This window comes from Marinobacter alexandrii (genome assembly GCF_005871205.1).
Classification (GTDB): domain Bacteria; phylum Pseudomonadota; class Gammaproteobacteria; order Pseudomonadales; family Oleiphilaceae; genus Marinobacter; species Marinobacter alexandrii.
Genome location: NZ_SWKM01000011.1, coordinates 631400 through 643539, shown reverse-complemented (window position 1 = coordinate 643539; position 12140 = coordinate 631400). Strand labels below are relative to the sequence as shown.

Annotated in this window: 8 protein-coding genes and 1 pseudogene; 2 read left to right on the top strand and 7 right to left on the bottom strand. The window is 58.2% G+C overall.

The window, feature by feature from the left end:
- Positions 1 to 139 precede the first annotated feature (139 nt).
- Positions 140 to 787 (top strand): TetR/AcrR family transcriptional regulator, encoded by a 648-nt coding sequence (locus tag FCS96_RS03250; RefSeq protein ID WP_138438788.1) that lies wholly within the window; start codon positions 140 to 142, stop codon positions 785 to 787.
- Here FCS96_RS03250 and astB read toward each other — a convergent pair.
- From astB to FCS96_RS03220, 6 genes and pseudogenes are all read right to left on the bottom strand, one after another.
- Positions 784 to 2124 carry an N-succinylarginine dihydrolase gene (astB, locus tag FCS96_RS03245; RefSeq protein ID WP_138438787.1) on the bottom strand — a complete coding sequence of 447 codons (1341 nt, stop codon included), beginning with the start codon at positions 2122 to 2124 and terminating at the stop codon, positions 784 to 786. The two genes, FCS96_RS03250 and astB, sit on opposite strands and share 4 nt — an antisense overlap.
- Positions 2125 to 2161: 37 nt before the next feature.
- Positions 2162 to 3640: a succinylglutamate-semialdehyde dehydrogenase gene (astD, locus tag FCS96_RS03240; protein WP_138438786.1), complete on the bottom strand. Its 1479-nt coding sequence runs from the start codon at positions 3638 to 3640 to the stop codon at positions 2162 to 2164.
- Between the two features lie 85 nt (positions 3641 to 3725).
- Positions 3726 to 4838: an arginine N-succinyltransferase gene (gene astA / locus FCS96_RS03235; RefSeq protein WP_138438785.1), complete on the bottom strand. Its 1113-nt coding sequence runs from the start codon at positions 4836 to 4838 to the stop codon at positions 3726 to 3728.
- A gap of 43 nt (positions 4839 to 4881) precedes the next feature.
- The gene (locus FCS96_RS03230; protein WP_138438784.1) at positions 4882 to 5898 is read right to left on the bottom strand and encodes an arginine N-succinyltransferase; all 1017 of its coding nucleotides are present in this window, start codon (positions 5896 to 5898) and stop codon (positions 4882 to 4884) included.
- A 9-nt stretch (positions 5899 to 5907) separates the two neighbouring features.
- Positions 5908 to 7122, bottom strand: a complete 1215-nt coding sequence (locus tag FCS96_RS03225) for an aspartate aminotransferase family protein (RefSeq protein WP_138438783.1) — start codon at positions 7120 to 7122, stop codon at positions 5908 to 5910.
- A 99-nt stretch (positions 7123 to 7221) separates the two neighbouring features.
- Positions 7222 to 8674 (bottom strand): annotated as a pseudogene (locus FCS96_RS03220) (exonuclease domain-containing protein).
- A gap of 164 nt (positions 8675 to 8838) precedes the next feature.
- Between FCS96_RS03220 and FCS96_RS03215 the strand changes: the two are divergent.
- Positions 8839 to 9993 carry a DcaP family trimeric outer membrane transporter gene (locus FCS96_RS03215; protein ID WP_171040655.1) on the top strand — a complete coding sequence of 385 codons (1155 nt, stop codon included), beginning with the start codon at positions 8839 to 8841 and terminating at the stop codon, positions 9991 to 9993.
- 472 nt (positions 9994 to 10465) lie between these two features.
- On the opposite strand, the gene aceF is transcribed toward FCS96_RS03215, so the two are convergent.
- Positions 10466 to 12136, bottom strand: a complete 1671-nt coding sequence (aceF, locus tag FCS96_RS03210) for a dihydrolipoyllysine-residue acetyltransferase (protein ID WP_138438782.1) — start codon at positions 12134 to 12136, stop codon at positions 10466 to 10468.
- Positions 12137 to 12140: the final 4 nt, after the last annotated feature.

Sequence of the window (12140 nt, the reverse complement as noted above, 5' to 3'; positions counted from 1 at the left end):
CGGTGACGGGCGCCCGCTCCATCGGAATCCCGAGACTATAATTACGACATAATGTCACTCTTTGACATTTTGTCAATAATCAGGCCTTATTCACTTTGAGGTATGATGCCAATGCCGTTGTAGCAATATGGAAAGTCCGATGAGTGAACCGCTGAAAACACGCCGCGAACGAGAGCGACAGGCTCGCTACGATGCCATTCTGGATGCGGCCGAACTGGCCTTTTCGGAAAAAGGCTACGAGCGCACGTCCATGGATGACATCGCACGCACCGCGAGCTTGAGTCGGGCGCTGCTGTATGTGTATTTCAAAGATAAGGCCGCCATTCAGCGGGGCATCATGCTGCGGGCCGGACAAAGCCTGGCAACCCGATTTCAGGAGGCCCGGGATCGGGCCGATACCGGGTTGGCGCAGATTGCAGCCATGGGTGAGGCCTACTATCGCTTTTACCAGGATGAGCCGGACTACTTCTCGGCGTTAACCACGGCCTCTACCGCCATGGCTGAGGCGGATGAGAGTCAGACGGAAGAGATGTTGTGTTCGAAGTCTGATCTGATGGAGCTGATGATTGGTGCCATCCGCCTTGGATTGGAAGACGGCACCATGAGCCGCGACCGGATTGCAGATCCAGTGCAGACCGCACTGTATCTTCGTGGCGCCCTCCATGGCGTCATCTTGCTCTGTCAGTCGGAACTGGGCACTGGATCCGGCAAACCGGGGGATAACGTATCGCCCGATGCGCTTATCCGGCACACCATGGAAATGCTGACGTCGTCGATCGCATCCTAGAGCTGGAAGTCGTAAATCGAGCCGAGCCCCAAGATTCCGGTCAGCTCATCAAGGGCCTTGCGAACCTCCTGAAGCAGCATCGGATCGGCCAGGTCCGCCTGTGACAGGCGATCCCGGTAGTGCGCTTTGACCCAGACCGTCAGACGCTCGTACAAATCATCGGTCAGCAGCACGCCCCGGTGCATGGCCTTGAGCTCCTCATCACTGAGCACCACCCGCAAGCGCAAACAGGCGGGGCCGCCGCCGTTTCTCATCGACTGCTTGACGTCAAACACCTCGACCGAGGTGATGGGTCCGCCGGACTGCACCAGGGAATCCAGGTAGCGACTGACAGAAGCCACTTCCCGACACTCACCAGGCACCGCCAGCATCATGCCATCGGGGGTGTTCAGCAACTGGCTGTTGAACAGGTACGATGCCACAGCATCCTCAATCGGTACTTCGGCACTGCTGACGCGCACCGTTTCGAGCTCGGCGCCGGTCAGGCGCGAACGGATATCCGCCAGCACCCGCTCCTCTTCCAGAAACGCCATGTCGTGATAGAACAGGGTGTTGCCATTACCCACCGCGATGACATCGTTGTGGAACACGCCCGCGTCGATGGCACTCGGGTTCTGCTGGGCAAACACCGTGTGCTGATCGTTAAGCCCATGCAGGCGGGCAATGGCCTGGGAGGCCTCGAGGGTTTGCCGGGCCGGGTATTTTTTCGGAGCCGGTGCCTGATCATTGAACGCCACCTGCCCATAAACGAACAGCTCGACACCCGGTTCGCCGTAGCCGCCACACAACCGGGTATGGTTGGCAGCGCCTTCGTCACCGAACTGGCTCACCGACGGCAGGGCCGGATGATGGGCAAAATAGCCCTCGTCAGCGAAGATCGCCTTCAGCGCCCGTCCGGTCACCCGATGCTCAATGGAGCGATGGAACTTGGCGCTCAGGTTGGCCGGGGTGAAATGCACACGGTGATCCGCAGTATCCGCGCTGGGCGATACCGTCGCGGCATTGGCGGTCCACATGGTGGACGCAGAAGACACCGCCGCCAGAATCGACGGGCTGGTTTTTGCGGCCTGCTCCAGAATCTGGCGGTCCGAGCCTTCAAAGCCTAGCGCCCTAAGCGTTGGGATATGGGGCCGTTCGTGCGGCGGCAGGATGCCCTGGACGTAGCCGCGGTCCGCCAGCCGCTTCATTTTCGCCAGTCCCTGCAGCGCTGCTTCCTGGGGATTGGATTCCGCGCGCACATTCGACTTCGAAGCCACGTTACCCCAGGACAGCCCGGCGTAATTGTGGGTGGGTCCGACCAGACCGTCGAAATTCGCTTCTACCGCGTGCTTCACCATCGCTGTTCGTTCCGTTTTTGTTGGTCGCAATTAAGGGTTACTTGTCGAAATTCAGGCCGGGAGCCAGACTTTCCGGCACCTCACTGCGGCGCGCTTCCAACGAGGCCATCGGCCAAGCGCAGTAATCCGCCGCGTAATAGGCACTGGCGCGATGGTTACCACTGGCACCCACACCGCCGAACGGCGCGGCACTGCTGGCACCGGTCAACGGACGGTTCCAGTTCACGATGCCGGCCCGCACTTCTTCAACCAGCCGATCGTAGAGTTTGCGATCGTCCGTGAGGATACCGGCAGACAAGCCATAACGAGTATTGTTGGCCAATTCCAACGCGTCATCGAAGCTCTTGTATCGGTACACGGTCAACAGTGGCCCGAAGAACTCCTCGTCGACTACATCCAGCCCGGTGACATCAACGATGCCCGGCGACAACAAGCCGGTGCCCGGCTTGACCTGCTTCATTTCCAGCAGAGACTTGGCGCCTTTCTCAAGCATGCTGGCCTGGGCGCCCAGCAGCTTGTCAGCGGCTTCCGCGGAAATCACCGAGCCCATGAACGGCTGTGGATCAGCATCGAATTCGCCAACCTGAATGCGGCCCGACAACTCCACCAGACGATCCAGGAACTCATCGCCTTTCTTGCCCCTGGGTACCAGCAGGCGACGGGCACAGGTGCAACGCTGCCCGGCTGACAGAAACGCCGATTGCAGGGCATGGTGCACGGCACCGTCAACATCAGCTACATCCTGCACGATCAGCGGGTTGTTGCCGCCCATTTCCAGCGCCAGGATTTTCTCCGGTTGCCCGCCAAACTGCTCGTGCAGCAGGTGGCCCACGGTGGAGCTGCCGGTAAAGAACAGGCCATCGATCATCGGATGTCCGGCCAGAGATTTACCGGTCGCCGACGCGCCCTGAACCAGGTTGATCACGCCATCTGGAATGCCGGCTTTCTCCCAAAACTTGACGGTCATCTCGGCGACACCGGGAGTCAGCTCGCTGGGCTTGAACACCACGGTGTTACCCGCCAGCAACGCCGGGACAATGTGGCCATTAGGCAGGTGGCCTGGGAAGTTGTAAGGACCAAACACCGCCACAACGCCGTGGGGGCGATGCCGAAGCACAGCGTGACCGCCCGCCACCTCGGACTCGGAATGCCCGGTGCGATCGTTGTAGCCCTGCACGGAAATAGCGACTTTGCCAATCATGGCCGCGACTTCAGTGCGGGATTCCCATAGTGGCTTACCGGTTTCCAATCCTATCTGGTGCGCCAGCGCTTCCTTGTTTTCCTCAAGCTGATCGCGGAAGGCTTCAACCACCGCCAGACGTTCCGCGAAGCTCTTGCGGCGCCATGTCACAAACGCGCTGCGAGCCTCACGGATCGCGGCGTCGACGTCTTCCAGGTTAGCGGCATTGCCTTCCCAGACGGCTTCTCCGGTAACTGGCTGAATTGACTCAAAGTACTCGCCGTGACCCTGGAGCCACAGGCCATCAATGAATAGTTCACCTGTCAGGTTTGCCATATCAGAGCACCTCCCGGTACTGGACTTATATAGGTTTGATGGCGGCAAAGCGCCACTGTTCAATGGGTTCAGGTTCTCAAATTATTCAGAAACGGCTTCGCGACTCGCGAACGCGATCATCCGCTTTGTCATGACTCCGGTGGCTATGCAGAAACTGGGGGCCGTTATCCTTTAACGGGGCGAGACGAACCGGATCACCTGACTCCAGGTTCAGCGCTTCGGCCACCTCGGGCGGCATCTTGACCGTATCCGGTCCTATGCAACTGGTCGGGATGGTGGTCACCCGGAAATCCCGGAACGACCGGTTGGAGACCATCACCCGTTCGCCGGCCGGCACATCGAGGTCAATCGGGGTCTGTGTCACCATCGCGTAGCGATTGACCGATTCCCGAACCGTTCGGATGTTGTGCACGAAGGCTTCCACCACCGGGCCGCCGTCAAAAATATCCACTAGTCCGTTGAAGTTGAACCCCTCGGCCTGAAGCATCTTGAGCGCCGGCGCGGTGTTCTCGTGCACCCGGCCAATAACGGCCCGGGCGGGATCCGGCAGCATCGGCAGGTAAATCGGGTACTTGGGCATTAGTTCTGCAATAAAGGCCTTATTGCCGAGGCCAGACAGCATATCCGCCTCGCTGAATTCCATGTCGAAAAACTTGCTGCCCAGCGCATCCCAGAGCGGACTGCGGCCGTCCCGGTCAGACACGCCCCGCATTTCGGCAAAGACTTTCTCCGAGAAGTGCTTACGGAACTCGTCCAGATACATGAACCGGCAGCGTGAAAGCAGCAAGCCACTTCCACCGCCCTTGTAGTCATCCGATAACAGCAATGAGCAGATCTCGCTCGTGTCGGTCATGTCATTGGACAGGTGGAGCGTGGGCGTGCGCACATGCACGCCAAGCTCCTTGGAGGCGTTCACAGTTATGCTGAGGCGATAATTGTAAAACACCTCATCCAACCCAACCCGGGCCTGAATGCCACTGATACCAACGGTTTTGCGCAGTTCGGTGTCTTCCAGGGCAAACAGGTACAAGCCGGCTTCCGGGGCACAACGCTGGTTGAAGGTCTCACGGGCATGAGCAATTTTCTTCTGCAACAGCTCCCGGTCCGCTGGCAGAGTGGTGAGCCCCTTGCCGGCGTTTTGTGCCATGGCATAGAGATCGTCGAGATCGTTTTCCTGAAGCGGGCGAATCACCAACATGTCACGCCCTCCCTCGGGATTAGTACGACAGAAATAATTCTACTCATAACGGCGCCATCCTTACCGCATCGCCCGCGCTCTTACCCAGCACTTTCCAGGCTGACACTGACAACTTCAATTCGTCGTCCAGGGTCTCTTCCGCCCGGGCCAGCGTGCATCGGAAGGCCTGGCCTTCCCCTGCGGAGATCAGGCACAGATCACCGGCCTCGTCCTGCCGGCCATGGAGACTCTTGCGGTGACTGGTCACCAGGGTATGAACGGTATCGGTACGAGCTTCCAGCACCGGGCCGGCATCAAAGATATCCAGATAGCAGCCGGCGTGAAAACCCTCGCGCAGCAACAGTTCCAGATTCGGTTTGGTCAGAGGATGGCATTGCCCCAATGCCGCCTGGGCCCGTTCCGTCAGCAGCGTGACGTAGACTGGGTTGGGCGGCATCAGCTCAGCGATGAAGGTTTTACTGAGCATTGAGGAATACTGGTCGGCGGTTTCAAAATCCATGTTAAAAAAGTGCCGAGCCAGGCTGTCCCAGAATGGCACGCTGCCGTCTTCGTCCTGCACGCCCTGGATTTCGACAACCAGCCGCGACGAGAACCACTGCCGGTGCTCGGCAATAAACAGCATTCTGGCACGGGACAGCAGCTCAAACGCCTCGGTTTCGCGTAGCTCGGGTCTAATAGAAAACGAGCACAGTAAGGTCTGGTCGGTAAGGGAATGGGACGGGTACAGCACCTCCACCCGGCGCGACACGCCCAATTCGTGGGATGCATGTACCAGCGCATCGCGGCGATAGTTATAGAACGGCTGACCATTACCGGCGCGGGCATCAATGCCGGCAGTGCCGGCCACTTGGCCGGTATTGGTATCTTCCAGAACAAACAGAAACCTTGGCGCTTCGCTGGCTGGCACAGTGCCAGCGAACGATGCCAGGGAATGTTCAATCTTGCTCGCAAGGGCTTCGGAATGTTTGGGCAGAGTTGAGGAAAGGCGGGCACTCTGGGTGCCCGCTATTTCAAGGATCTGCTCCAAATCATCCGGTTGGGCCGGACGTACAAGCCACATATCGACTCCTTACGCCGTCAGCTTCTTGACCGCTTTTTCAAACCGTTCGAGCGCGTCATCGAGGTCGGATTCCGGAATAATCAGCGACGGCGCAAGCCGCACAACGTTGGCGCCGGCAACCAGCACCATCACACCCTCATCCAGACCAGCGTTCAGGAAATCCTTGGCCTTACCCTGCCATTTCTCGGTCAGGACGCAACCGAGCAATAGCCCGGCGCCACGCACTTCGCTGAACACCCCGTAGCGCTCGCCGATGTCCATCATGCCCTTACGCAAACGGTCGGAGCGCGCCTTCACGCCCTTCAGAATGTCAGGCTGGCTGATGGTATCGACAACCTTCTGTGCCACCGCACAAGCCAGCGCATTGCCGCCGTAGGTGCTGCCGTGGGTACCAACACCCAGACTCTTGGCCACTTCGGCGGTGGTCAGCATGGCCGCAACCGGGAAACCGCCACCCAGGCCCTTGGCGCTGGTCAGGATATCCGGAGTCACCCCGTACATCTGGTAAGCGTACATGTGGCCGGTTCGGCCTGCACCGGACTGAACTTCATCAAATACCAGCAGGGCATCATGCTCGTCGCACAGCTCGCGCAGTCCTTTCAGAAATTCAGGATCACCCGGCATTACACCGCCCTCGCCCTGAATCGGCTCGACCACGATGGCGCAGGTCTTTTCTTTCGAAATCAGCTTCTTCACCGATTCCAGATCGTTGAACTCGGCGTGGTGGATACCACCCGGCGCGGGCTCGAAGCCTTCCAGGTACTTGGGCTGCCCGCCGACACTGACGGTGAACAGGGTTCGGCCGTGGAAGGCATTCTTGAAGGAAATAATCTCGTTTTTCTCTGGACCGTGGTGCTCCCAGGCATAACGACGCACAAGCTTGAATGCGGCCTCGTTGGCTTCGCCGCCGGAGTTGGCGAAGAACACCCGCTCGGCAAAGGTCAGATCGCACAGGCTCTTGGCCAACCGGAGTGCTGGCTCATTGGTCATCACATTGGACAGGTGCCAGATTTTTTCCGCCTGATCATGCAGCGCACTCAAAAGGCCAGGGTGAGAATGCCCCAGGCAGGTCACTGCAATGCCGCCCTGGAGATCGACAAACTCCCGCCCTTCCTGATCCCAAATGCGGGAACCTTCACCTCGGACCGGAATGATCGAACCGGGTGCGTAGTTGGGTACCATGACTTGATCAAAAAGTTCGCGAGTGACGGGTTCTTTGTTCATATATCTCTCTCGGGAAACGCGGATGAACGCATAACAATAGTAAAGTCACCGCACCGGGCAAGTAAGTACGTGTGCGGACCTAATCTCATGATACGCCACTCAGGGCATAAGCACATCCGGCGCACCAACCGCAGGAAGCTCGAGGATTTTGCGGTTTTGCCCATCCCTACCCAGCAGCGCCTTGATCAACAGCTTGTAGGAATCCAGATCGAAAGTGACCACCTGGCCGCACAGGGACAGCCCGTGCAGATCGGCTTCGTCATGCACGGTGGTTACGTGCATCCAGTTGTACACCACCAGGATGTCAGTCCTCCCGGTGAATCGGTCATGCTCCACTACCCCCACCGGACCTTTCCAGGGCCAGGTTTGCAGACGCAAGGCGTGGAACGCGATCTGGGTGCGCAGGTTATAGCGGGTGACATCCTCCAAGCCCTCGCACGCGCCCTTGCAACGCCCAAGGGTGCGCTGAAAGCAGGCGCCTTCGTGTTCCGGCTCCAGGCCCAGCAACCGGTTGCAAAGCTCATTTTTTGCGGCGATACCACTCAGGGCGCGCTCGGCATCACGCTTGCTCCGAAACAGACCGAAGTAGTTGCCCAGCCGATGTGGTGCAATCTCCCGCACCAGGCGCGCCTGCAGGTAGCCCGCATCAGTCTCACTCAGCTCGATACTCACCAGGTGCTTGGCGGCCCGGGAGCGACGATTAAAGAGTGGCTTCAAGGTCTTGATCTGTTTCAGTTCCAGAAGCAATGCCCCAAGCTCCCCCGCGGTTTGGGTCCAGTCCACCCGGCGCAGGCTCTCCGACATCCGCACACCGCGGCTGGAGTTGTGATCTCCAGAGAAATGCGAGGCGACCCGCTGGGCAATATTGGTGCTCTTGCCGACATACAACAGCGCATCATTCTCGCCGTAAAACCGGTAAACACCCGGGCTCGACGGCAAATCCTGGAGCGTGTCCGGCGGCAAATGGGAGGGAATACTGGGGCGCTGCAGCAAGGTGGCGATGGCATCCTCCATCGCCTTATCGCCTCGATCAGTGCGTGCGTGCAGGAAAAATGACAGCATTGCCTCGACATCGCCCATGGCCCGGTGACGCTGAACCCGGGCCAAGCCGTGTCGCTCAATCAGTGCGTCCATGTTGTGGCGGCGAAACTCCGGATACAGCCGGCGCGACAACTTCACCGTGCACAGAACTTTGGCGGAAAACAGGCGCCCAAGCCGGCGGAATTCTGACTTGATAAAGCCATAGTCAAACCGGGCGTTGTGAGCCACAAATACCGTGCCCTTCAGTTGCTTTTCCAGCTCGTCCGCCATGTCTGCGAACAGCGGCGCATCCGCCACCATCTCATTGGAAATACCGGTAAAATTCTCAATGAAGGCAGATATCCGGGTTTCCGGATTCAGCAGGGTTTGCCATTCCCCCACAACTTCGCCGGCACGCCAGAAACGTATACCAATCTCGGTAATCCGATCGCGGGCAGAATTGCCCCCCCGTGGTTTCGATATCAAGGAAGGCGAAAGTTGTTTCCTGAAGGTAGGTTGTTTGACTGGTCATACAATTATCATACGCCATCTCGATGAGCGCAGATCCCTGTCCTAGCAGCGAAAAGCGGCCATAGACCTTCGTCTAAATAAAGCGCGAATTAAGTTGAAATGTCACAATTTGGTAACTACCTTGATTCTGGGTCCAACAACAATAAATGTGTGGAGACAACAACAATGCAAAGCAACAAACTAAGAATGGCTATTCGTGCGACAGCAGCAGCGGCAGTGCTAGGGGTAGCAGGCCAGGCTGGCGCGGTTAGCTTCACTGCTGGCGATTACGACATGGCCGTTTACGGTTATGGCCGCCTGAACGCCAGTTACGATATTGACAGCAACCAGGCGCTGAGCACCCGCTCCGGCTCCTACGCCGGCCTTGCTGGCAACGATAATGCAGCCGAAGGTCACTTCGGTGCAGACGCCTTCCAGAGCCGTATTGGCATCAAAGCAACTAGCCCTGAAGGTGTAATGGTCAACGTAGAAGGTGACTTCCGCGGCAGCGGCGGCGGCGTTCTGCGCCTGCGTCACGCTTATGGCTCTTACATGGGCATCCTGGCTGGTCAGACCTGGTCGAACTTCACCAGCTTCGTCGGCAACACCTCAACTCTGGACTTCGACTCCCTTCCGGGTAACGCAGGCCTGCAGTCCCGGTCTACCCAGCTTCGGTACACTAATGGACCACTGTCTTTCTCTCTTGAGCAACCAAGTAGTTCATTTGTCGACGACGACTCGTTCGTCACTGACATTGAAGAAAAGGATGCCATGCCGGCACTGACGGCGCGCCTGGAAGACTCTTCTGGTGGACTGGGGTATTCAGCAGCCGTTCTGGCGCACCAGGTAGGCTATGACGATGGAACCAACGACGATTCCGCGTTCGGTTTCGCCACCTTCCTGTCTGCCAAGATGTCAGTGACCGACATGATCACCATTCAAGGTAACGTGTCCTACACTGACGGTGCTAACAGCTACCTGTACCGGTCCGGGGAAAACTTTGGCGCCGCCAGCGCCTACGTAGCTCCTAACGGTGATGTCGAAACCATCTCTGGCTACGGCGCCACTATCGGCACTGGCATTAACCTGGGCGGTGGCCGCAGCATCAACATCGGCTACGGCATGGTCGAAGTTGACTGGGATGACGCTGAGAATGACTTGGGCGCAGCAGCAGTTGCAGACCAAAGCGAAACCAACTCGGCAATCATGGCCAACTACAAGTGGAGCCCGGTTAAAAACGTCATGATGGGCGTTGAATACCAGTTCCTGAGCCGTGAAAACGTCGATGGCACAGACGGCGACGCAAGCCGCCTCCTGTTTGCCTCGCAGTACAACTTCTAATCTTCCCTAGAAGTTAACTCGGAAAAGCCCCGGCCCTGCCGGGGTTTTTTCGTTCCGTCCCGGTGCATCTGGCACCAACTTGCAGCACGCCCTAGCCAAGCACCTAAAGCATTACTCTCCCTGACCAGCTAATTCAAACACTTAGCCAACACTACGCGCTTGGCACACTCGATGCTTTGTTTACTCTGAACGAAGTGCAACAGAGGCACTCCGCCCGGTTCAGCATAGCAACCCACGAGGTGACACCATGAAAAAAGCCAAAGACCAGAACCTGCTGTTTGAACTGACCCAACCGTACGAAGCCGCCACCATGCAGGACCTACACGATTACTTCGACTGGATGTTCTTCGCCAACTAACAGACGCCCAAGGAAAGGATCTCAAAGGAAGAGAGCCCAAAACGAAAAAGCCGGAAAGGCATAATGCCCTTCCGGCTTTTTTTCGACCGAAGAAACTTCGGAACCTGCGCCTGATTACAGCAGCAGGGACCGAATGTCTCCCAACAACTGACTCAACAGCGTGGTGAACCGCGCTGCGTCTGCCCCGTTCACTGCTCGGTGATCGTAGGACAGCGACAGCGGCAGCATCAACCGGGGCTGGAACTCCTTGCCATCCCAAACCGGCTTCATCGCCGCCTTGGAAATACCCAGGATAGCCACCTCCGGTGTGTTCACGATTGGCGTGAACGCAGTGCCGCCGATACCACCCAGACTGGTGATGGTAAAGCAGGCACCCTGCATCTCGGCAGGCTTCAGCTGCTTGTCCCGGGCCTTCTGGGCCAGCTCAGCACTTTCCGCCGCCAGTTCCCACAAGCCCTTCTGATCCACGTTGCGAATCACCGGAACCATCAACCCGTGCGGCGTATCCACGGCGATGCCGATGTGGATGTACTGCTTGCGGATAACTTCCTTCTTATCCATGTCCAGTGAAACATTGAACTGAGGCAGCTCCGCCAACGCCGTGGCACAGGCTTTCAACATGAAGGGCAGCGGTGTCATCTTCACACCTTTCTTCTCGCCTGCGGCCTTCTGGGCCTTGCGGAAGGCTTCCATGTCGGTGATGTCCGCGTCTTCGAACTGGGTCACGTGAGGCACGTTCAGCCAGCTGCGCTGCATGTTGGTGGCCGTGGCCGACATCATGCGTGACATCGCTTCTTTTTCGATCTCACCAAACTGGCTGAAGTCCGGCAGCTTGACCCCGGGAATACCGGAACCGGTACCCACGGAGGCGCCCTGCTGAGCCTGCTGCAACTGACTCTTCACGTAAGCCTGGACATCGTCTTTCACGATCCGGTTCTTGGGACCTGAACCCTTAACGCGGGTCAGATCGGCGCCCAATTCACGGGCCAGCTTACGTACAGCCGGGCCAGCATGGACCTTGGTGCCCGGTGCTGGCGGCTCGTAGGTCGCGCCCTGAGGCTCAGGAGCAGCCTTCTCCTGCTTTGGCTGTTGCGCCTTGCCCTCATGCTTCTTAGCTTCCGTGGCGGGCTCAGCTTCGGCCTTATCGTCTGACTCGCCGCCTTCTTCCTCGACGGTCATCTCGAGCAGATCATCGCCTTCGGACAGCTTGTCGCCCTCAGACACCAGGATCTTGCCAACCTTGCCCGCGTAGGGCGCTGGAATCTCCATGGTGGCCTTGTCCGACTCGACCGTCACCAGGGCGTCGTCCGCCTCGATGGAATCGCCTTCGGCGACGTTGATCTCGATCACCGGGACATTGTCGAAGCCATCCAGTGCGGGAACCTTAACGGTTTCCTTCCGCGAGCCACCGCCTTTTTTCGCGGCCGGCTTGCTTGGCTCTGCCTTATCGGCAGAGCTGTCACCGGATTTAGCCTCAGAAGCGGCTTCGGATGCCTGCTCTGACTTGTCGTCAGCTTGCTCTTTGGCGTCGTCTTCGCCACCGGCATCACCCATTTCCATGGTGCCGACGACGTCGCCTTCCTTAACCTTGTCACCGACCTTCACACTGATATTGGTGATCTTGCCGGTGCCTGGCGAAGGCAGCTCAACCGATGCCTTGTCAGACTCAACCGTCAGAATCGGATCCTCTTCTTCAACCGAATCCCCCTTGCTGACGATGATTTCAATAACCTCGACCTCGTCCGCACCGCCGAGATCGGGAACCTTGATTTCCTGTTCACTCATGGCG

What these genes read in the sequence shown, in the direction of transcription:
- FCS96_RS03250 (WP_138438788.1), top strand. Translation starts at nt 140, where the DNA reads ATGAGTGAACCGCTGAAAACACGCCGCGAACGAGAGCGACAGGCTCGC.
- astB (WP_138438787.1), bottom strand. Translation starts at nt 2,124, where the DNA reads ATGGTGAAGCACGCGGTAGAAGCGAATTTCGACGGTCTGGTCGGACCC.
- astD (WP_138438786.1), bottom strand. Translation starts at nt 3,640, where the DNA reads ATGGCAAACCTGACAGGTGAACTATTCATTGATGGCCTGTGGCTCCAG.
- astA (WP_138438785.1), bottom strand. Translation starts at nt 4,838, where the DNA reads ATGTTGGTGATTCGCCCGCTTCAGGAAAACGATCTCGACGATCTCTAT.
- FCS96_RS03230 (WP_138438784.1), bottom strand. Translation starts at nt 5,898, where the DNA reads ATGTGGCTTGTACGTCCGGCCCAACCGGATGATTTGGAGCAGATCCTT.
- FCS96_RS03225 (WP_138438783.1), bottom strand. Translation starts at nt 7,122, where the DNA reads ATGAACAAAGAACCCGTCACTCGCGAACTTTTTGATCAAGTCATGGTA.
- FCS96_RS03215 (WP_171040655.1), top strand. Translation starts at nt 8,839, where the DNA reads ATGCAAAGCAACAAACTAAGAATGGCTATTCGTGCGACAGCAGCAGCG.
- aceF (WP_138438782.1), bottom strand. Translation starts at nt 12,136, where the DNA reads ATGAGTGAACAGGAAATCAAGGTTCCCGATCTCGGCGGTGCGGACGAG.